Consider the following 20,746-nt stretch of genomic DNA (forward strand, 5'->3'; position numbering starts at 1 on the left):
GACAGGCCCTGACTCCCATGATGGAACAATACCGCCAGATTAAATCCCGGTATCCTGACAGCATCCTTTTTTTTCGCCTGGGCGATTTCTATGAAATGTTTTATGAGGATGCCGAAGTGGTATCCCGGGAACTCGACCTGGTTTTGACTACCAGGGGCGGCAAGGAAGCGGCCCCCATGTGCGGGGTGCCCTATCACGCTGCCGATAGCTATTTAGCCCGCCTCATAGCTAAAGGATACAAAGTAGCCATCTGTGAACAAATGGAGGATCCCAGCCTGGCAAAAGGCCTGGTCAGGCGCGAGGTTATCCGGGTGGTAACGCCGGGAACGATAATTGATGAAAAAGCCCTGCCGGCCAGGGGGAACAATTACCTGGCGGCCGTTGTGGAGGGGGGCGGCAGCTTTGGCCTGGCCTGGGCCGATGCTTCTACCGGGGAATTTCAATATGCCCTCTGCCAGGGCCTGGAAGAACTCCTTGACGAACTGGTACGCCTGATGCCGGCAGAATACTTGCTGCCGCCGGAACTGGCAGCAGATGCTTCCTTTTGCCGGCGCCTGCAGCTTTATACCAGGGGTGTAATCACCAGCTGGCCTGCGGCGGCCTGCCCGGACGATGCCTGCCGGGAGTTAAGCCTTCACTTTGGTGAAGATAACTGGCGCCGGGTTGAATTACCGCCGGGTGCCGCCCTGGCTACAGCCATGGTCCTTTCTTTCCTGAAAGCTACCCAGCAAAACTCCCTGGCGCACCTGGATATCCCGGCACCGGCGTCCGTTACCGGCCGGATGGTAATCGATCAGGCCACCAGGCGCAACCTGGAACTGGTGGCCTGCAGCCGGGAGCAAAAGCGCGAGGGTTCTTTACTATGGGTTCTCGATAAAACAGTTACTGCCATGGGTGCCCGCACCCTCAGGCGCTGGCTGGACCAGCCCCTGGTACAGGTCGAAGCCATCAAAGCGCGCCAGGAAGGGGTGGGGGAACTGGTGGACGGCTTTATCCTGCGGCAGGAGTTGAGGGATGCCCTGCAGTCTGTAAGGGATCTGGAGCGCCTGGCCGGCCGGGTGGCTTATGGTACGGCCGGAGGGCGGGATCTCCAGGCTTTAAGAAAATCCCTGGCGGTGGTACCGGAAATTCTGGCGCTGCTGGCCGGTGCCCGGGCCGGGCTTTTGCTAGACCTCAGGGAGCAGCTGGATCCCTTGACGGGGCTGGTGGACCTCCTCGGCCGCGCCATTGTTGATGATCCACCCTTGAGTATCCATGAAGGGGGGATTATAAAGCCCGGCTATAATAGCGAGGTTGATGATTTGCGCCGGGCGGCGGAACACGGCCGTGAGTGGATAGCCGCCCTGGAAGCCGAAGAAAGGGAACGGACGGGTATCAAATCTCTAAAGGTAGGTTATAACCGGGTTTTCGGTTATTACATAGAAGTTACCAGGCCCAACTTACCCCAGGTACCCGATGATTACGAGCGCAAGCAGACCCTGGCCAATGCCGAGCGCTTTGTTACCCGCCGCCTCCAGGAGCTGGAGCGCCAGGTCCTGGGAGCCGAAGAGAGGCTGGTCCGGCTGGAGTACGAGCTTTTTCAAGCCCTGCGGGAAGAAGTTTTACAAGTCCTGCCCCGTATCCAGCGCACGGCCCGGGCCCTGGGGGTCCTGGACGCCCTCCTGTCCCTGGCGACTGTAGCCGTCGATAATAACTATACCTGTCCCCTGGTAGATACCGGTCCGGTTATCCAGATCGAACAGGGACGGCACCCGGTCGTGGAAATGGTAGAGACCCACGGCAGTTTTGTACCCAATGACACCTACCTGGACCAGGAACAGCGGGTACATATTATTACCGGGCCCAATATGGCCGGTAAATCCACCTACATCCGCCAGGTAGCTTTAATCGTCCTCATGGCCCAGATCGGCAGCTTTGTGCCGGCCCGCAGGGCAAGGATCGGGGTGGTGGACAGGATCTTTACCCGGGTGGGTGCGGCCGATGACCTCTTTGCCGGCCAGAGCACCTTCATGGTGGAAATGCAGGAAGTTGCCAACATCCTGCGCCATGCTACCCGGCGAAGCCTGGTCATCCTGGATGAGGTAGGCAGGGGGACAAGTACGGCCGACGGTTTGAGCATTGCCAGGGCGGTAACGGAGTATTTGCATGACGTTGTCGGTGCCCGCACCCTCTTTGCCACCCATTACCATGAGCTGGTAACCCTGGCCGGCCGGCTGGCCGGGGTAAAAAATTACTGCGTTGCCGTGCGGGAAGAAGGGGAAGATATTACCTTCCTGCGTACCATTGTTCCCGGCAGTACCGATAAGAGCTACGGAATTCACGTTGCCCGCCTGGCCGGCCTGCCGCCCGAGGTTCTCCGTCGTGCCCGGGAGCTGTTAGAACACGGACCCGGGGATGAAAGCCGGGCCCTTTTCAAACCGGCAAAGAAAGTACCCGTGACCGGTACTGAAAAACAGGTTTTAAAGGAACTGGCGAGTTTCCCTTTGATGGCCTCCACACCCCTGGAAGCCATGGAACAGATATTCCGCTGGCAGCGACAGCTTCAAGAGCAAGGCCCGGAAATTGTAAAGATTGGCAGGGGGTGATCCTTTGGCAGGGGAGTACAGCTCCAGGATTGTCGTCCTCGACGCCGAGACGGCCAACCAGATAGCTGCCGGGGAAGTAGTCGAGAGGCCGGCCTCGGTAGCAAAGGAACTGGTGGAAAATTCTTTAGATGCTTCTGCCCGGCATATTACCATTGAGGTAAAAGGAGGCGGCCTTACCCTGATCCGTGTCCGGGATGACGGCGTGGGGATAATTCCCGAAGATGCCCCCCTGGCCTTTGCCCGCCATGCTACCAGTAAGATTCGCCGGTCCGAGGACCTGTGGGGGATTACTACCCTGGGCTTCCGGGGAGAGGCTTTACCCAGCATTGCTGCCGTAGCCCGGGTTGAAATGGATACCAGACCGCCGGGAGAGACTGCCGGCATCAGGGTTAGGATAGCCGGCGGGGGAGAGCCGGAGGTTACGCCTGTAGGATGTCCGCCCGGCACCACCGTCACGGTTACCGATTTATTTTTTAATACCCCGGCACGGCGACAGTATCTAAAGAAGCCGGCAAGCGAGACCCGCGCCATAGTTACAGCGGTAGAAAAGCTGGCCCTGGCCCACCCGGAAGTGGCCTTTAGCCTCCAGGTGGAAGGAAGGCGCCTGCTGTCGACGCCGGGCAGCAGCGATCTGGAGGCAGTGGTAGCGGCCCTGTACGGCCTGGAAACCGGGCGGGAATTATTGCCCGTGTCCGGTGCGGGGGAGGGGTGGAGCCTGGTGGGTTTCATATCGCCTCCATGGTTGCACCGGGCCGGCCGCAGCCAGCAGGTGATAACCGTCAACGGCCGTTATATCTTTAACCGCGCCATCACCAGGGCCGTGGAAGAATGTTATCGCTCCGTTATCCCCGGCGGCCGTTATCCTATTTTTGTACTGCAGCTTGCTATTGACCCGCGGCAGGTAGATGTCAACGTCCACCCGGCCAAGCTGGAAGTGCGTTTCCGGCAGGAATATGAACTGGCCAGGCAGGTGGCTGCCCTGGTAAACAGGGCGTTGTATAGTCCCCGGTCCGTCGCGCCGGCGAATGCCGCCGCTGCGCCGGTAACTGCAGGCCGGCCGGGGGGAAGGAAAGCAGCCAGCCCGGCAGCCTGCCAGCAAGATTTTGGTTTCCAGGGAAAGGAAGCACAGGCCCGTTCCTGGGGAGAATATATATTGAGGGAAAGGCCCGCAGGAGAAGTAAAAAGGACGGAAAAGGTTGGCGAAGTTCAAACGGTTAAACCTGACAGGGCGATCGATACCCGGGGCGAAGGGCAAACAGAAACGGCAGCTCCGGTTGGCCAGGTACTGCCGCCCTTAAGGGCCATAGGGCAGCTGCTACATACCTATATCCTAGCTGAAGGCAGGGACGGTCTTTATATCGTCGACCAGCATGCAGCCCATGAAAGATGTCTTTTTGAGAAGTTGCAAGGGCGGGTTAATGACGGTAATTGGCCGGCGCAGATGCTGGAGCCACCCCTGACCCTGCACCTGTCCCCGGCCATAACGGTAAAACTTATCGACCAGATTGTTACCCTGCGGGAGATGGGGTTTATAGTGGAAACCTTCGGTACCAATTCTTTCTTGCTGCGCTCGGTGCCGGCGGGGGTACCACCCGGAAAAGAAAGGGAAGTACTGGAGGATTTTCTGGCGAAGGATAATTTGCCGGCAGGGGAAAGGCTTTTAAAGATCCTTTCCTGTCACGGGGCCGTAAAAGCCGGATACCCCCTTGGCGGGGCCGAGATGCAGGGGCTGTTAGACGAACTCCAGGAAATTAAACAGCCTTACACCTGCCCCCACGGCCGGCCGGCCGTAGTCCGCCTCGATAAAACCACCCTGGCGCGGTTTTTCCAGCGGCCCCGGGGGGCGGCGGACGTACCTGTGCCATACGGGCATGCCGGGGGGTAAGGGAAGAAAGGCCGGCAAGGAGGAGAACGAGAGATTGACGGTCAAGAAGCCCCTGGCGGCCATTGTCGGGCCCACGGCTACCGGCAAGTCAGCCATCGCTTTGCACGTTGCTGCCAGGCTCCAGGCGGAAATAATCTCCGTCGATTCCGCCCAGGTTTACCGGGGTATGGATATAGGGACCGCCAAATTGCCGCCGGCAGATCGGGTGGGACCCGGCGGTGTGCCCATACCCCATCATTTAATCGATATTGTCGCCCCTGACGAACCTTTCAGCGTGGCCGACTTTCAAAGACTGGCCCGGGAAACCATTGACTCTATCCTCCAGCGGGGTCACCTGCCCCTGCTGGTGGGAGGGACGGGTCTTTATTACCAGGCGGTAGTCGATCCTTACCTTTTTACTTCCCTGCCCGGGGATAAAAAAATACGGCAACACCTGGAAGAGCAGGCGCAGCGCTACGGCAATGAGCACCTCTATGAAGAGTTAAAGAAGGTTGACCCGGAAGCAGCACGGCGGATACATATCCACGACCGGCGCCGGATAGTCAGGGCGCTGGAAGTTTATATGATGACGGGAAGACCCATTTCGGCGGCCCTGGAATGGCGGCACCAGCAGGAAACTCCTTACCGCCTGGCGGTGGTAGGTCTAACTATGCCCCGGCCGCAGCTTTATCGCCGCATAGAGGAACGGGTGGATGCCATGATTGCCCGGGGGCTGGTAGAAGAAGTGCGGGGGTTACTGGCCAGGTATGATTACCGCCTGCCGGCTCTCCAGGCCGTGGGCTATAAGGAAATTGGCGCCTACCTCCGCGGCGAAATGGAACTGGAAGAGGCCATCGCCCTTTTAAAACGCAATACCCGGCGCCTGGCCAAACGGCAGCTGACTTGGTTCAGGCGCGATCTCCGCCTGCAGTGGTGGGAAGTGGATCCCGTTAAGATGGAAGAAATGGCGGTAGGGATTGCTAATTATATTGCACGACTCCTTGATATTAATGTAGAATAAGGTTATACTAAACAAAAAATACCAACCTGGAGGGTATAAAATGAATAAAACACAAGGAAACCTGCAGGACTTGTATTTAAATGTATTGCGCAGGGACAATACCCCCGTTACCATTTACCTGGTAAACGGCTTTCAATTGAAGGGAATAGTACGGGGCTTTGACAATTTTACCGTAATCCTGGATGCCGACGGCAAGCAGCAGATGATTTACAAGCATGCCATCTCTACCGTTATGCCATCCCGGCCGGTTAACCTTATGGCCGAGAGCAAGGTTGAAGCCAAATAGCACCTTATTACCCCCTAACTCCCCGGCCCTGTACGGGGAGTTTTCTTTTGCTAAAACGGGAAGCCGGTATAATCTACGGTTGCCGGACAGAGAATAAGGGACAGGGAGGAATCACACATGCCCGGACCCAAGGTAAAGTGTAAAGTAAATACCTGCAACCACTGGATGAACGGCGATTTATGTACGGCGGCAAATATAGATATCATGCATGAAGAAGAGGGCAGGATGGCCCAGAACCCCGAACAGACCCAGTGTAAGACCTTTTATGCCCGCCGGGGGCTGGCTAACATGCTTGGCTCCCTGGATAATGTCAACTGGGGAGGCCTGGTGAGCAATACCGTACTGCCCGGGGGAGAACTCTACCCATCTGTTACCTGTATCGTCAACACCTGTACTTACTGGGCAGAGGGAAACCATTGCAAGGCCGAAAAAATTGACGTGGTCGGTATTAATGCCGATGAATGCCAGGACACTAACTGTTTTACCTTTAAGCGTAAAAGCTGACAGGAAATAAATGGCACGGCCGGTTTTGCCGGCCCTTTTTTATTGCCCGGGACAGTGATGCGTATAAATAAAATAAAGGGAGCAGGAGAGGGCGGTTGAGGAAATTGCAGGTTAAATTTGGTACAGGAAACGCAAAAGGAAGCAGCAGGTCCCTGATTCGCCCTTTACAGCGCGAGCGGGGGAGCGGGGATAACGAGTTCAACAACCGCCGGCGGGTGGAGGCCGTCATGGCCGAGCTGGATAAGATGGTCGGGCTGGAAAACGTTAAGGGTTTAATTAAAGAACTGAAGGCCTTTATTGAAATCCAACGCCGGCGCCAGCTGGAAGGCCTGGTGAGCAGTACCAATACCCTGCACATGATTTTTAAAGGTAACCCGGGCACTGGAAAAAGCACCGTCGCCAGGTTAATGGGGAGGTTATTCAAAGAAATGGGCGTCCTGACCCAGGGGCACTTGATTGAGGTGGAAAGGGCGGATCTGGTGGGGGAGTATATCGGCCACACGGCCCACAAAGCCAGGGAACAATTGAAAAAGGCCCTCGGAGGGATCCTTTTTATTGACGAAGCTTATTCCCTGGCCCGGGGCGGGGAGAAGGATTTCGGCCGGGAAGCTATTGATGTCCTGGTCAAGGGGATGGAGGATTACCGCGACAACCTCATCCTGATCCTGGCCGGCTATAAAGAAGAAATGGATTACTTCCTGGAGACGAACCCGGGGCTGCGGTCGCGTTTTCCCATCCAGCTTGATTTTCCGGATTATAGCATAACAGAATTGATGGCCATTGCCAGGTTAATGCTGGCCGAAAAGCAATATATCCTTACGCCGGGGGCAGCTGAGGAACTGGAAAAAATTTTACGCCGGGAAATCCTCTTCGGCCACCGGTATAATGGTAATGCCCGCATGGTACGCAATATTATAGAAAGGGCCATGCGCCGCCAGGCCCTGCGGCTGGTGAAAAAGAAAAACCTTACGCGGCAGGATCTAATAAGTATTGAAAGGGAGGATTTGTTGCGGCCCGACCCGCCGGCCGGGAAAAAGGAAAATGAAAACGACTTTCCCGGGGGGCCCCCGATCTGTTATAATAACTCCCAGTAGTTTAAAGCACGGGGGTAAAGTAAAAGAATTGGACTGGCCTAAAGATATAACCAGGTTTTATCCCGTGGCCTCCTGGCTGGTAGAGAGGCTGGAGGCAGCGGAAATAGACAGCCGGGCAACAATAGCCGCCGTAAACGATGTATGTTCCCGGAACCATATAAAGGTCCTGCGGGCCTTTCAGGATATCGGCGTGAATGAGTACCATTTCCAGGATTCCACCGGTTATGGTTACGGCGATCTGGGGCGTTCCACCCTGGAACGCCTTTTTGCCGGTATTTTTGGCGGTAGTGCCGCCCTGGTCCGCCCGCAGATTGTATCCGGCACCCATGCCCTGGCCCTGGCAATAAGTGCCCTCCTGCGACCGGGAGACATCTTGCTCTCCGTTTGCGGGCGTCCTTACGATACCCTGGCGACAGTTATCGGCCTCGGCCCGCGGGTGGCAGGGAGTTTGAAGGAATGGGGGATAGAATATGCTGAAGTCCCCCTGGATGCAGGAGGCCGGCCGGACCTGGCAAAAATCAGCGAGGCTGTAACAAGATGGCATCCCCGTGTATGCCTTATCCAGCGATCCCGCGGTTACACCTTGCGGCCTTCCCTGGGTATTGAGGAGATTGCCCGGATTATTGACACCATTAAAGGAGCATACCGGGAAAGCGTCTGCCTGGTAGATAACTGCTACGGTGAGTTGGTAGAAGATAGGGAACCGGGGGAGGTGGGCGCCGACCTGGTAGTGGGTTCTTTAATTAAAAACCCCGGCGGCGGGCTGGCACCGGGGGGAGGCTACATAGTGGGCCGGGAAGAACTGCTAGAGGAGGTGGCGGCGCGCCTGACTGCCCCGGGTCTCGGGGGCGAGCTGGGAGCCTTTACCGAGAAGCGCCTTTATTACCAGGGCCTGTACCTGGCCCCCCTGGTGGTCAGGGAAGCCCTTACAGGAGCCGTCGTCGCCGCCGCTTTTTTCCGGGAGCTTGGCTTTAAGGTCGATCCCCTGCCCGGGGAACGGCGGCGTGATATCGTCCAGTGTATCATCCTGGAGAAAAAGGAGGCCCTGCTGGCCTTCTGCCGGGGATTGCAAAGGGGTTGCCCGGTAGAAGCAGACACTGTACCGGAACCGGCCCCCCTGCCCGGCTATGAAGACCAGGTCATTATGGCAGGGGGTAGTTTTATCCAGGGGTCTTCCATTGAAATTAGTGCCGACGGTCCTTTAAGACCACCCTATGCAGTCTTTTTCCAGGGAGGGCTGGCCTATCCCTATACCCGGGTCGCCCTCCTCATGGCAGCCCAGGAGATGCTGGACACGGGGCTGATTCAAGAGAAGCGGCGGTAGAGGCCTGTTACTTTGCCCAGGATGGTAACTTCCCGGGTTTTTATGGGTTCCATGCGGCTGTTGGCGGGAACCAGTTCTATATGGTCTTCATGGCGGTAGAAATATTTAACGGTTGCCTCGTCGCCCAGGAGAGCAACGACGATATCCCCATTTTCGGCCTTGTCCTGGGGCCTGACGATGAGGTAATCGCCCTCCATGATCCCTGCTTCTATCATGCTGTCGCCCTTGACCTGGAGCATAAAGGCATTTTCGCTGCCGGCAAGCTGGGAGGAGAGGGGAAAGACTTCTTCAATATTTTCAATGGCCAGGATAGGCTGTCCTGCGGTAATTTTTCCCAGCAAGGGGACCGAAACAATTTTTCTGGAAGTGTTGGGCAATCCCGGGTGAGGAGAAAGGACTTCAATAGCGCGGGAGCGGGTAGGATCGCGGCGGATGTAACCTTTTTTCTCCAGCCGGCTTAAATGACCGTGGACGGTTGAACTTGAGTGCAGGCCGGTAGCCCGGCAAATATCTCTTACTGTAGGCGGATATCCGTGGGTTTCGATATAATGGCGGATGTAGTTCAGAACCATTTCCTGCCGGGTCGTTAAGTCAGATGCCAACCTTAATCCCTCCTGGATCAAGTTCTAACTTATCCTAACATATTTTTTTCCTGTAAACAATCGTTCGTTATATAAAATTACCTTCTTTAGTTAAGAAGAGGAAACCGGGGGAGGAGAAAGGAAAAACTGTAGTGAGATAGTGCTTTCAGGACAGCATAACTTCCTATAATAATTATTATGTAAAGTAATAAAGAGGGCAATATTTGTATTGAGTAGCCTTTGGAAATAATAAACGGTTTATTTATTAGCACGCATAGACAATCCCTGTGCAATTACCGATTGCACCGCCGGGCTGCATCAGGTTCCGGCCGGGTTTTTGGTAAGGCATTCATGGCCGGCGTTGGCACCGGTGTGTTCACGGACGTCTTGCAAACTGTGGCAGCATTGCCGGTGTACTATGTGTTCGAGGATCTCTTGGTCTGTAACATTATAACAGTAACAGATTATCCGTGGCGTTTTTTCTTTAAACCAGACCGGAACGCGAACATCTTCCTTGGTAAAAATGGTACCGTCGTCGCCATAATAAACAGCGTTACACGACAGCGACAGGCATAAATTGTACTGGATTTGCCTTAATGATTTTGCTGCTTCCGCATTAAGTAAACTAACTACTGTTACTCCGGGAACTTTTTGCCCTTTTATGCCACAAAGAGGGCACGATGTAGCAGCCTCCCTGCCTTTGCCGCTACAGATTTCTTGCTTCATAAAATCACAACCCCATTCTTCTATCCAAATGAGTTAAAAAAGCTGGCCTGCTGATCAACGGCCAGCTCAATACATCGCTCAAATTTTTATTTATTTTCCGGGCCACGTTCAGGATCAATTATAATTTGGTTGCCGCGGATGGCATGAAGCTCCCTTGCCCTCACTTTAGACCGGCGTTCCTGATTGGGACCGTTGCGGCTTAGTTTAAAGCGCCTGGGCACCCCCTACCCCCCTTTGTTATTTTTATAATTCTTTATCATTAGTTTATCTTCCTTCCCCTGCGTCTAACCAGGTAAATTATCGATATTATGTTAACGAAATAAGGAATAGATCTACTTATTCGGAATGATAATAAGCTTAAAAGGGGGGATTTAAAATGTGGCGAGCCCGTTTAACCATGGGAGGTAAGCGCCCCCAACGGCGCGGCTTGCCCTGGTGGCTCGTTTTACTGGCTTACCCCATGGGACTGCTGGATGGTTACCTGTTTAGTATTTGGTTACGGCGGCGCCAGCAGCAAGAACCAGCCAGCTAGCGGGGGCTAAGCCTCCCTCCTTTTCAAGACGTTTCCAGTTTCTTGTGATTATTATATACCGGTTGATGAATTTCTACAATAGCGGTAAATCCTGCCTCAAGAACATTAATCTCCCCAGCTATTGCCACCTGTGCTATTATAATAATTAAGTTCGAGGAGGTGCACTCTTTTGCGCCCTTTTCTTAAGTGGCCAGGTGGCAAATACCGGATTGTCAACGTAATCAAGGCCAGGCTGCCCAGAGGTAAACGCCTGGTAGAGCCCTTCGCCGGATCCGGCGCGGTTTTCCTGAACACCGACTACCCGTCCTACTGGCTGAGTGACAGCAATGCCGATCTGATTAACCTTTACCGCACGCTTAAGTCCGAGGGAGAAGATTTCATTCGCTACTGTCGTTCGTTCTTTATCCCGGAAAATAATACGGCCGAGAGGTACTACGAACTGAGGGAGACCTTTAATGAGACGAAGGATATCGTACTAAAGTCGGCGCTGCTGGTCTATCTTAACCGTCACGGCTACAACGGGCTGGTCCGCTATAACAACCGGGGAGATTACAATGTGCCCTTTGGCCGGTATAAGAAGCCTTACTTTCCCGAAGCCGAGATGCGGCATTTCTATCAGAAATCGCGGGTTGCTGAGTTTACTGTGGCTGATTTTACCGAGGTGATGGCCGCAGCCCGGCCCGGGGACGTCTTTTACTGCGACCCACCCTATGTGCCGCTTTCCGCCACCGCCAGCTTCACTACCTACAGCGCCGGCGGTTTTTCCCTTGAGCAACAGGCAGAACTGACCAGGCTGGCCGTGATGCTTGCCCGGTCCGGCATACCGGTCCTCATCTCCAACCATGATACTGAGTTTACCGGCAAAGCTTATCAATCGGCAAGCATAACCAGAATTAAGGTCCCGCGTTCCATCAGCTGTGACGGGAGTGGCCGTGGTAAGGCCGGCGAAGTGCTGGCTCTTTTCGGCGCTGCACCATGACCAGTGTGTTAGAATTAGTATTTACAACAAGCCCCAAAGAAAATAAACCCGGCTTTTTGTGAAGCCGGGTAAGTGCCCTTTGGAGGTCAAGTGTCCTGGTAACGAGACTGGCTATTCTGCCCATGAAAAAACCCCCTGTTCAGCGTTACCGCCTTCTTTAGGGGGTTCAGTACGGTTGAAGTCTTGATTTTAAAGGTATGGTAGCCCTACGGGGATTCGAACCCCGGTTACCGCCGTGAGAGGGCGGCGTCCTAGGCCACTAGACGATAGGGCCTCAACCCGCAGATAATTATAGCATAGCTTCACGGAAGGCGTCAAGACTTAGTTTTTGTTCTACGTAGCTCCTTTACCAGGGCAATTTCACCAGCGTATTCTTTATAATTGCTTACCGGTGTTTCTAAAAGCAAGGTTAACTTACTAAAAAAAGGATCGTTGACAATGGCGGCTATCCCCTGCTCCCCCAGTTCCCCCCTGCCGATACCGGCATGGCGATCCCGGCGACTGCCCAGGGATACCAGGGAATCATTTAAATGCATAATCCTGATCCGCTCCAAACCGATTTTTGCATCTAATTCCCTTACAAGTTGCCGGCATCCGGATGGGGTACGCAGATCCCAACCGGCTGCATATAAATGAGCCGAATCCAGGCAAACACCAACCCTGTCCGGCCAGTCGAGGCTCGCCAGGATATAACTTAAATCCTCAAGGGAACCGATTTCTTTTCCCTGCCCGGCCATGGTTTCCAGCAAAAGCATGGGGACCGGATCGGGAATGCTTAAAAAGGAATCTTTAATCACTTTGATAATCCTGGCCAAAGCTGCTTTGCGGTCGCCTTCGTGGTGGCCGGGGTGAGTGATCAGGTATTCGCCTCCAATAGCAGCTACCCTCAGGGTGTCATCATGAAGTACCATACGGGCAAATTCTTGCTGCCTGTCCGACTGCGAACCCAGGTTGACGGTATATGGCAGGTGGCCGGCAATGGGATAGAGATCGGCTTCTTGCCTGGCTGCCTGCCAGGCAGCTATTTCTGAAGAAGGAATTTCCCTAGCCGCGCCGCCGCGGGGGTTACGGGTAAAATACTGGAAGGTATTGGCCTTTATTTCTACGGCCATGGCTACGGTTTTCAGCAATCCCTTTGCTATGGAAAGGTGGGCTCCCAGGCGCAGCACGGTTGGATCATCTCCCTGGTTATTATTTAACATGCTTTTTACCTTGAAAGGCGTTGCCGTCCTTAAGCTCAGCCAGGAGCATACCGGCCAGGATAAGCAGGCATCCAAATCCCTGGCGCCAGGTGAGGGTCTCCCGGCCCCAGAAATAGGCTGCCAGGGCGGCAAAAACAGGTTCCATAGAAAAGATAATAGCCGTGTGGGCTGCGGTGGTATACTGCTGGACTTTGTTTTGAATCAGGTAGGCCAGGGAGGTGGCCGGCAGGGCTGTAAGCAGGAACGCCTGCCAGACGGCGGGAGTGAACCTGGCCGGAAAATTTTCGCCTGGTAAGGCTAAGAAAAAAGCAACTATGGCTACAGTACCCAACTGCACGCTGGTAAAGACCAGGGTATGATGGCAGCCGGCAAAACGTTCTACCAGCAAAATCTGTCCCGCAAAGCAAAAGGCCCCCAGGAGGACGAGAACATCACCGGGATTAAAGGGCAGACCTACGTTTAAAGTCAGGAGGGCCAGGCCAACGGCTGCAGCTAAGGCACCAATTATGGTAAAGGCATCAGGTAAGGTGCGGTAGAAAACGGCGCTTAACAGGGGTACCAGGACTACCGATAATCCGGTAATAAAACCGGCGCTGGCTGCCGAAGTAAATTTAAGACCCATAGTTTGGAAAATATAGCCCCCACTTAAAATAAGGCCTACCAGGCTACCGTTAATTAAGGTAGCTCGGTCAAGGGCAAACCAGTGTCGCCAGGTTACGAGGGCCAAAAAAATAAAGGCCAGCAGGAAGCGCAGGGCAACAAAATAAAAGGGCCCGATACCGGTTAAAGCCCTTTGTACAGCTACAAAAGTGGTTCCCCAGATAAAGGTAACAAGTAAAAGGGCACTGTCCGCCAGGAAATGTCTTGGCAAGATTACTCACCGTTTTAATTATCTATTTACAGTGAAACCCTGTCAAGAATTAATGTGCCACGGCAGGATTTTTATAAATTAAGGCGAATAAATATTAGATTGTTGTCCTGTAACAAGTTATAAATAAAACCTTAAAAAGGAGGAGAAAGTGCGTGAAAACGTTGCTTAAAAGGATTTTTGTTATGCTGGTACTGGTGTTCCTTATCATTGGCCTGGCCGGCTGCGGCAACGGCGCTTCCCAGGAAAAAAGTCCGGCTGCCCAGAACCAGCAGGCCGATTCCTCCACCGGTACATCCAGCAGGCCCAAGTACTCTGTCGCCCTGGAAGCTACCTTTGCGCCCTTTGAATTCCGGGATATGAAGACCGGTGAATTTACCGGCTTTGATGTCGACCTGATCAAGGCCATAGGCGAGGTAGCCGGTTTTGATGTGGAAATTAAAGAAATGGGCTTTGATGGGATCCTTACGGCGCTGCAGACCAACAATGTCGACCTGGCCATATCCGGGATCAGTATTGACGATGAGCGCAAGAAAGCGGTGGATTTTTCCCTTCCCTATTACCAGTCTGGTCTGGTCGTGGCAGTGAAGGCAGATAACAATACCATTAAAGGCTTTGACGATTTACAGGGCAAAAAGATCGCTGCCCAAATCGGTACCACCGGTGCTAAAGAAGCGAAAAAGATCCCCGGGGCCAAGGTCACCGAACTGGATAAAGTGCCGGATCTTTTCCTGGAACTGAAAAACGGCGGTGTCGACGCTGTGGTAAATGACCTGCCGGTAACAGCATATTACATCCAGCAGGGCAATCAAGACGTTAAGATTGTTGGCGACGTGAGGTCGGCCGAGTATTACGGCATTGCCGTACCAAAGGGCAAAACGGAAGTCCTGCAGAAGATCAATGACGGCTTAAAGGCCCTGAAGGCCAGTGGCAAGTATGCCGAGATTTATAAGAAATGGTTCGGCCAGGAACCGCCGGCTTTCCTCCCGGGCGAACCGCCGCAACAGTAACAACGAAATTTTAGGAATACAACGGTATGCGTAACACCCCGCGGTGTTACGCATTCTGCTGTTCCGGGGTCTAGTGAGGTGAATTTTGGTGGGCCTGGTTATCCAATCCTTGCCTTATTTACTGCTGGGGGCCCTGCAAACATTAAAAATTACCCTGGTTGCCGTAGCTCTGGGCATCATATTGGGGCTAATTGCCGGTATGGGCCGCCTTTCCCGCCGGCGATTAACCAGTTTTCTGGCCACCTGTTATGTTGATTTTTTTCGAGGCACACCTTTACTGGTCCAGATCTTTATAGTATATTATGGCTTTCCCCAGTTGCTTAACGAAGGGCAACAGTTTTTAATGGCAAATTTTGGTTTACCCCAGGTTTTACAGACAACCCATATCCCGGTCTTTGTGGCGGCAACGGTCTCCACCAGCCTGAATAGCGGCGCCTATGTAGCCGAGATTTTCAGGGCCGGAATACAATCTATTGACAGGGGCCAGGTGGAAGCGGCCCGTTCCCTTGGCATGACGGAGAGACAGTCCATGCGATATATAGTCCTGCCCCAGGCTTTCAAGAGGGTGATCCCTCCCCTGGGCAACGAATTTATAGCCATGCTCAAGGATACTTCTCTCCTCTCGGTTATCGGTTACGTGGAATTAACCCGCCAGGGACAGCTCATCAGCGCGGCTACCTTCAGGCCCCTGGAGGTCTATTTTGCCGTAGCCCTTATTTATTTAGCGATGACTTTTACCATTTCCCGCTTTGTGGATTACCTGGAAAGGAGGCTGAGGACCGGTGACCATGATCGAAGTTAGGAATCTCCACAAAAGTTTTGGCCCCCTGGAAGTTTTACGGGGAATTAACTGCACCATAGCCGCCAGGGAGGTTGTAGTCGTCATCGGCCCCAGCGGCTCCGGGAAGAGCACTTTTCTTCGCTGCCTCAATTTACTGGAAAGACCCACCAAAGGAGAAGTAATTATTGACGGCATATCCCTGACCGATCCCCGGACCGATATCAATGCCGTGCGCCAGGAAGTAGGTATGGTCTTCCAGCGCTTTAATCTTTTCCCCCATAAGACGGTCCTGGAGAATATAACCCTGGCACCTATTAAAGTCCGTCGCCTGCCGGCCGCCCGCGCGGAACAGCAGGCTCTGGAATTGCTGACAAGGGTTGGACTAAGGGATAAAGCCGATTCTTACCCCGAACAGCTTTCCGGTGGCCAGCAACAAAGGGTCGCCATTGCCCGCGCCCTGGCCATGCAGCCCAAGGTAATGCTCTTTGATGAACCTACCTCGGCCCTGGACCCGGAAATGGTCGGCGAAGTGCTGGCGGTGATGAAGGACCTGGCACGGGAGGGGATGACCATGGTGGTCGTAACCCATGAAATGGGTTTTGCCCGGGAAGTAGGCGACCGGGTCCTCTTTATGGATGAAGGTTTGATCGTTGAAGAGGGAACGCCGGACCAGATCTTTAATAACTGCCGGAACCCGCGCACCAAGAGTTTCTTGAGTAAAATTCTATGATTTTAGGCCCGACAAAAAAGCCACCGCCGGGATGCCGTTGGTGGCTTTTAGATTAGATTCATTTATGGCTAGAGGAGGTATGGGAGGGGCTTTAACGCGGATGCCTTGGCTGGAGAAGTTTGCTCAGGTCTAACTGTTCCAGGCCGCTTAAAATTTTGTCGGCCTTGTCACGTGTCAGCTTGCCGCTGGCTACAGCCTCATCTAACTTTGTTTTAGCTTCATTAATCAACTTTTCTTTGAGCTGATCCAGGGTGAGGCCCTTTTCAGCAGCTATTTGTTCCAGGGTTTTACCATCCTGGAGTTCCTGGCGCAGCTCCTGCGGCGTAATCCCAAGCACATTGGCGATATCGTCGGCACATTTGAACCCACCGAATCCCCGGTCACGGGGGCCTCCCTTAAAGCCGGCAAACCCAGGCCATTGCCCGTCTTCCAGGGCTTTTTGGAGCCTCTCGGCTTTGTCGCTGTCGATTAAACCAGAAGTCTGGGCGGCCTCCACGGTCTGCTGCCCGGCGTTCTGCATGGCCTCCTGGAGCCTGTCCACATCTATTCCCAGGTTAGCAGCCAATTTTTCAAGATAGAGCTGTTTCAGACTGCTCCAGGGCTGGGAAGAAGAATCATCTTGGGCAACGGCTACACCGGCTGCAGCCAGGCTTAAGACAAGCACCAGTACTAAAAACAGGGGGTAATGCTTTTTTATTTTAGCCAACATATCACCTCCTTCCTGGAGTTTATTTTATCCACTCCAGTTAAGAAAATGATGAAATGAACCTGAGAAAATGATAAGAAATTATACGGTTTTTAATAACGGGAGGATAACTATGAAAGTGGTGCCCTCCCCCACCCTGCTTTCCACCTTAATTTCACCCTGGTGCTGCTCGACTATCCAGCGGGCAATAGCCAGCCCTAGGCCGGTTCCGCCGCTGCTCCGGTTGGCATCGGCACGGTAAAACCGTTCAAAAATATGTCTCAGGTCCTCGGGCGCAATTCCTGGCCCGGTATCTTGTACCTTTATGATTATTTTTTGCTGATCAACTGTTGCTGACAGTTCTACCTTACCATTCGCAGGAGTGTATTTGAATGCATTATCCAGCAGGATGAAGAACAATTGTTTTAAATAATCCCGGTTGCCCATAACCTGTTGCCCGGCCAGGTTTTCTATACCCCTGGCCGTAAATGTTGCCTCACCCAGAAGAGGGGCCTGGCGGGCTACTTCCTGCAAAAGGACAGATATTTCCATGGGCTCGCGTTTTATTTCCAACCCTGCGTCTGCGCGGGCCAGGGTAAGGAGATCGTTCACCAGCCGGCTCATGCGCTCGGCTTCACTGGCAATATCGGCCAGGGCCTCTTCCCTGACGGCTGTATCTGTACCTTTCATTTTACGTAGTAAATCGACGTTGCCGCGAATGGTTGTCAGGGGGGTGCGTAATTCGTGGGAAGCATCGGCGACGAAGCGGCGCTGGGCGCTATAAGCTTCTTCCAGCCGGGTATATGCCCGCTGCAGGCGCCCTAGCATGGCATTAAAGGTGGCAGCCAGCCGGCCGATCTCGTCCATGGGGCCCTGGTAAGGGACCCGCTGGGCCAGGTCCTTCCCTTCTCCTATCCGGGCTGCTACCTGGGTCAGTCGTTCAATAGGCCTGAGGGCGGCCCGGGCCAGGATATATCCCAGGAAGGTAGCGAGTAAAACGGCAACCAGGCCAAGGAATATAAGGATTCGTCGCAGGTCGCTTAAGGTTTTTTTAACAGGGCCCAGGAGGCGGGCTACCTGCAGGATGCCCACCGTTTGGCCCTTGAGCAAAAGGGGAATATTGTAAATCCGCAAGGCGTAATTGTCAATAGATTCCGTTGAAAAGAAGTCAATTCCCAGGTGCGCCTGGGTTAAAGTACGGGGATCTACCGGTAGGGACTGGCGTCCTAAATTACTGGACTTAACGACGATGAAGCCTTCGCTGTCCACTACTTGCAAGAAGATATCCGGGGCAGCAAAGACGTTAACATCGGGCAGGGTAATGCGCTGCTGGCGCAGGAAATTACTTTCTACTTTTATCGAATTGACGACTTCCCGGGCACGTAAGGCCAGAGAAGTATCAATGGCACCTGTCAGGTAGCGACCCATAAGGTAATAAACCAGGGCACCCAGGGCTATGAAAGTAAGGGTCAGGATAACGCTGACCAAAAGGGTTAGCCGCCAGCGCAGGGTCATGGTTGTTGCTCCTTAAGGACATACCCTACCCCGCGTACTGTCTGGATAAGACGCGGTTCGCCCCCGGCTTCCAGCTTGGAACGAAGATAGCCGATGTAAACTTCCAGGACGTTGGATTCACCGCTGAAATCATAACCCCAGATGCGGGTCATGAGCTCGTCCCGGGTAAGGACCCGGAGGGGGTTTTGCAGGAAAAAAGCCAGGAGCTCGTATTCCTTGGCCGTGAGGGTAAAAGCACGCTCGCCCCTTTTCCCTTCCCGGGTAGCGGTATTTAAGGATAAATCGCTGTACCGGAGGATTTCTGCCTCATTATTTCGCGAGCGGCGCCGCAGCAGGGCGCGGATGCGGGCAAGGAGTTCTTCCAGGGCAAAAGGTTTAACCAGGTAGTCATCCGCCCCGGTATCCAATCCCAGTACCCGGTCGGCAGTGTCGTCGCGGGCCGTCAGCATGAGAATGGGTATATCGCTATGGGCCCGTAGCTGCCGGCATACGGCCAGGCCATCCAAACCGGGCAGCATGATGTCCAGGATGATGAGATCTGGCTGGTTGGCTGCCAGCGCCAGGGCCTGGTGCCCGTTGCCGGCAACCTCTACCTCATAACCTTCATAGGCCAGGGCCCTTTTAAGCATCGAGGTTATTTTGGCGTCGTCATCGACGACCAGGATGCGGTTCCGCAATAATAACACCCCCAAGTTGTAAAAAATATATCGCGGGTTTAACATACTGTCAAGGGATACGTTTCGGAAACCGGATGAGCCTTGACTTAAAAGTAGATTTGTGCTAATATACTTTTTGCGCAGGAAAAACGATGCGGGATGGTGTAGCGGTAGCACCCATGACTCTGGATCATGTTGCCCTGGTTCGAATCCAGGTCCCGCAGCCAGAATTTAATCCCCTTTCCTTGCGGAAAGGGGATTAAATTTTTGCGGGGCCACCGGCGATTGCCGTGGCCTCCTTTTCTTTTTTAAACCTGGTTTTCCCGGATCCACCTAGAGGCCCTGGCAAGACGGTCGAGAACGGTTTCCCTCCCCAGGAGTTCCAGGATTTCAAAAAGCCCCGGGCCCATGGTGCGACCGGTGACGGCCAGGCGGGTAGGATGGAAGAGCTGCCCCGTACTTATTCCTTTCCGTTCAGCCAGGATGCGGTAGGCCTCTTCTGCTGCCGGGGCTGTAAACTCGGGTAGGGCCGCCAGTTCTTCCCTGGCCTCATCCAGCAACGAGGCGACGCCGGGCTTGCTGAAGTATTTGCGGACCCCTTTCTCTTCATAGGTAGTCACCCCGGTAAAAAAGTAACTTGCCGCCTCTGCTACTTCCGCCAGGGTTTTGACCCGGTCACGGACGGCTGCGACGACGGCCCGGACACGGTTGTATTCCTTCTCTGGTAACGGGTCGGGCAGGAGGCCTTTTGCCTGCAAAAAGGGCACGGCCAGGCGGGTAATCCGGTCAAGGTCGCCTTCCCGCAGGTAGTGACCGTTAATCCAGGTTAACTTTTTGGTATCGTATATGGCAGCATTTTTGGATACCCGCTCGAGAGAAAAGCTGGCGATCATTTTTTCCAGGGGGATAATTTCTTCTTCGCCTTCCGGTGACCACCCCAGAAGGGCCAGGTAGTTAATAATCGCTTCCGGCAGGTACCCTTCATCACGGTATTCTTCCACTGATGTGGCACCATGGCGTTTACTTAACTTGCTGCGGTCGGGTGCCAGGATCATTGGTACATGGGCAAATACCGGCAGTTCATAACCTAATGCCTCATAGACCAGTATTTGTTTGGGGGTATTGGACAGGTGCTCTTCTGCCCGGATGATATGACTGATGTGCATTAAGTAGTCGTCCACGACAGTAGCGAAATTATAGGTCGGCATGCCGTTTGATTTGACAATGATAAAATCGTCGATAGTATTGTTATCAAAGGAAACGTCGCCGCGAACAATATCCTTTACGGTTGTTGTTCCCCCCTCGGGTACTGCCAGCCGGATAACCGGCTGCCGGCCTTCCTTCTCCAGGCGGGTACGTTCTCCGGGTGTAAGATAACGGCAGCGGCGGTCGTACATAGGCGGGCGGCCTTCAGCCTGGGCAATTTGCCGCCGTGAAGCCAGTTCTTCCACTGTACAGTAACAGAGATAAGCTTTTCCTTCATTCAACAGGCGTGCTGCTTCCCGGCGGTAAAATTCCAGTCGCCGGGATTGGAGATATGGTCCATAAGGACCTTCCTTTTCGGGGCCTTCATCCCAGTCCAGTCCCAACCAGCGCATGGCAGCCAGGATTTCCTGGTAGGAAAGGTCTGTAGAACGTTCGGTATCGGTATCGTCAATACGCAGGATAAAGGCACCGTCATGGCGCCGGGCAAAGAGCCAGTTGAACAGGGCCGTACGGGCACCGCCGATATGCAGGCTCCCGGTAGGGCTGGGGGCAAAACGGACACGAACCTTTGACAAGCAACAACACTCCTATCATCTC

21 protein-coding genes and 2 tRNA genes are annotated in these 20,746 nt (G+C 53.9%); 13 read left to right on the top strand and 10 right to left on the bottom strand.

The features are described 5' to 3' along the window. Positions 1–17: 17 nt before the first annotated feature. The 7 genes from mutS to NWF31_RS10695 all read left to right on the top strand — a co-directional run bounded on the left by mutS (position 18) and on the right by NWF31_RS10695 (position 8,678). Positions 18–2,585, top strand: coding sequence for a DNA mismatch repair protein MutS (gene mutS / locus NWF31_RS10665; protein ID WP_422880279.1), 2,568 nt, complete (start codon positions 18–20; stop codon positions 2,583–2,585). Between the two features lie 4 nt (positions 2,586–2,589). Next, positions 2,590–4,470, top strand: a complete 1,881-nt coding sequence (mutL, locus tag NWF31_RS10670; RefSeq protein WP_258360489.1) for a DNA mismatch repair endonuclease MutL — start codon at positions 2,590–2,592, stop codon at positions 4,468–4,470. 34 nt (positions 4,471–4,504) lie between these two features. Continuing rightward, positions 4,505–5,470: a tRNA (adenosine(37)-N6)-dimethylallyltransferase MiaA gene (gene miaA / locus NWF31_RS10675; protein WP_258360490.1), complete on the top strand. Its 966-nt coding sequence runs from the start codon at positions 4,505–4,507 to the stop codon at positions 5,468–5,470. A gap of 40 nt (positions 5,471–5,510) precedes the next feature. Beyond that, positions 5,511–5,756 (top strand): RNA chaperone Hfq, encoded by a 246-nt coding sequence (gene hfq, locus NWF31_RS10680; RefSeq protein WP_258360491.1) that lies wholly within the window; start codon positions 5,511–5,513, stop codon positions 5,754–5,756. Between the two features lie 117 nt (positions 5,757–5,873). Next, positions 5,874–6,260: a DUF1540 domain-containing protein gene (locus tag NWF31_RS10685; RefSeq protein ID WP_258360492.1), complete on the top strand. Its 387-nt coding sequence runs from the start codon at positions 5,874–5,876 to the stop codon at positions 6,258–6,260. A gap of 104 nt (positions 6,261–6,364) precedes the next feature. Continuing rightward, entirely contained in the window at positions 6,365–7,354 is a 990-nt protein-coding gene (locus NWF31_RS10690; RefSeq protein WP_277998979.1) for an AAA family ATPase, read from the top strand. A gap of 28 nt (positions 7,355–7,382) precedes the next feature. Further along, positions 7,383–8,678 carry a methionine gamma-lyase family protein gene (locus tag NWF31_RS10695; RefSeq protein WP_258360493.1) on the top strand — a complete coding sequence of 432 codons (1,296 nt, stop codon included), beginning with the start codon at positions 7,383–7,385 and terminating at the stop codon, positions 8,676–8,678. On the opposite strand, the gene lexA is transcribed toward NWF31_RS10695, so the two are convergent. The 3 genes from lexA to NWF31_RS10710 form a co-directional block, all read right to left on the bottom strand. Further along, the gene (gene lexA, locus NWF31_RS10700; protein WP_258360494.1) at positions 8,660–9,280 is read right to left on the bottom strand and encodes a transcriptional repressor LexA; all 621 of its coding nucleotides are present in this window, start codon (positions 9,278–9,280) and stop codon (positions 8,660–8,662) included. The genes NWF31_RS10695 and lexA overlap by 19 nt on opposite strands. 297 nt (positions 9,281–9,577) lie before the next feature. Further along, positions 9,578–9,985: a (2Fe-2S)-binding protein gene (locus NWF31_RS10705; RefSeq protein ID WP_258360495.1), complete on the bottom strand. Its 408-nt coding sequence runs from the start codon at positions 9,983–9,985 to the stop codon at positions 9,578–9,580. Positions 9,986–10,071: 86 nt separating this feature from the next. After that, entirely contained in the window at positions 10,072–10,206 is a 135-nt protein-coding gene (locus tag NWF31_RS10710; protein WP_258360496.1) for a hypothetical protein, read from the bottom strand. Between the two features lie 155 nt (positions 10,207–10,361). On the opposite strand from NWF31_RS10710, the gene NWF31_RS10715 reads away from it, so the two are divergent. Then, a complete protein-coding gene (locus NWF31_RS10715) occupies positions 10,362–10,517 on the top strand; it encodes a hypothetical protein (protein ID WP_258360497.1) in 156 nt (51 codons plus the stop codon). A 169-nt stretch (positions 10,518–10,686) separates the two neighbouring features. After that, entirely contained in the window at positions 10,687–11,496 is an 810-nt protein-coding gene (locus NWF31_RS10720; protein WP_258360498.1) for a Dam family site-specific DNA-(adenine-N6)-methyltransferase, read from the top strand. 198 nt (positions 11,497–11,694) lie between these two features. On the opposite strand, the gene NWF31_RS10725 is transcribed toward NWF31_RS10720, so the two are convergent. The 3 genes from NWF31_RS10725 to NWF31_RS10735 all read right to left on the bottom strand — a co-directional run bounded on the left by NWF31_RS10725 (position 11,695) and on the right by NWF31_RS10735 (position 13,569). Continuing rightward, positions 11,695–11,770 (bottom strand) — tRNA-Glu (locus tag NWF31_RS10725). Between the two features lie 40 nt (positions 11,771–11,810). Then, positions 11,811–12,665, bottom strand: a complete 855-nt coding sequence (locus tag NWF31_RS10730; RefSeq protein ID WP_258360499.1) for a deoxyribonuclease IV — start codon at positions 12,663–12,665, stop codon at positions 11,811–11,813. 22 nt (positions 12,666–12,687) lie between these two features. After that, on the bottom strand, positions 12,688–13,569 hold the full coding sequence (locus tag NWF31_RS10735; RefSeq protein ID WP_258360500.1) for a DMT family transporter: 882 nt from the start codon (positions 13,567–13,569) through the stop codon (positions 12,688–12,690). Between the two features lie 152 nt (positions 13,570–13,721). Between NWF31_RS10735 and NWF31_RS10740 the strand changes: the two genes are divergently transcribed. The 3 genes from NWF31_RS10740 (at position 13,722) to NWF31_RS10750 (ending at position 16,087) form a co-directional block, all read left to right on the top strand. Then, on the top strand, positions 13,722–14,576 hold the full coding sequence (locus tag NWF31_RS10740; protein WP_258360501.1) for a basic amino acid ABC transporter substrate-binding protein: 855 nt from the start codon (positions 13,722–13,724) through the stop codon (positions 14,574–14,576). Positions 14,577–14,664: 88 nt separating this feature from the next. After that, a complete protein-coding gene (locus NWF31_RS10745) occupies positions 14,665–15,378 on the top strand; it encodes an amino acid ABC transporter permease (protein ID WP_258360502.1) in 714 nt (237 codons plus the stop codon). Beyond that, positions 15,365–16,087, top strand: a complete 723-nt coding sequence (locus NWF31_RS10750; RefSeq protein ID WP_258360540.1) for an amino acid ABC transporter ATP-binding protein — start codon at positions 15,365–15,367, stop codon at positions 16,085–16,087. Before NWF31_RS10745 ends, NWF31_RS10750 begins: the two co-directional genes overlap by 14 nt. A 91-nt stretch (positions 16,088–16,178) precedes the next feature. Here the strand turns inward: NWF31_RS10750 and NWF31_RS10755 are convergent, their stop codons facing one another. The 3 genes from NWF31_RS10755 to NWF31_RS10765 all read right to left on the bottom strand — a co-directional run bounded on the left by NWF31_RS10755 (position 16,179) and on the right by NWF31_RS10765 (position 18,964). Further along, positions 16,179–16,793: a hypothetical protein gene (locus NWF31_RS10755; RefSeq protein WP_258360503.1), complete on the bottom strand. Its 615-nt coding sequence runs from the start codon at positions 16,791–16,793 to the stop codon at positions 16,179–16,181. Between the two features lie 81 nt (positions 16,794–16,874). Next, positions 16,875–18,287: a sensor histidine kinase gene (locus NWF31_RS10760; RefSeq protein WP_258360504.1), complete on the bottom strand. Its 1,413-nt coding sequence runs from the start codon at positions 18,285–18,287 to the stop codon at positions 16,875–16,877. Next, a complete protein-coding gene (locus tag NWF31_RS10765) occupies positions 18,284–18,964 on the bottom strand; it encodes a response regulator transcription factor (protein WP_258360505.1) in 681 nt (226 codons plus the stop codon). Before NWF31_RS10765 ends, NWF31_RS10760 begins: the two co-directional genes overlap by 4 nt. 132 nt (positions 18,965–19,096) lie before the next feature. On the opposite strand from NWF31_RS10765, the gene NWF31_RS10770 reads away from it, so the two are divergent. Beyond that, positions 19,097–19,170 (top strand) — tRNA-Gln (locus NWF31_RS10770). Positions 19,171–19,251: 81 nt separating this feature from the next. On the opposite strand, the gene gltX is transcribed toward NWF31_RS10770, so the two are convergent. Then, positions 19,252–20,724: a glutamate--tRNA ligase gene (gene gltX, locus NWF31_RS10775; protein ID WP_258360506.1), complete on the bottom strand. Its 1,473-nt coding sequence runs from the start codon at positions 20,722–20,724 to the stop codon at positions 19,252–19,254. Positions 20,725–20,746 lie beyond the last annotated feature (22 nt).

This window comes from Neomoorella sulfitireducens (genome assembly GCF_024733845.1).
Lineage (GTDB): Bacteria > Bacillota > DSM-521 > Neomoorellales > Neomoorellaceae > Neomoorella > Neomoorella sulfitireducens.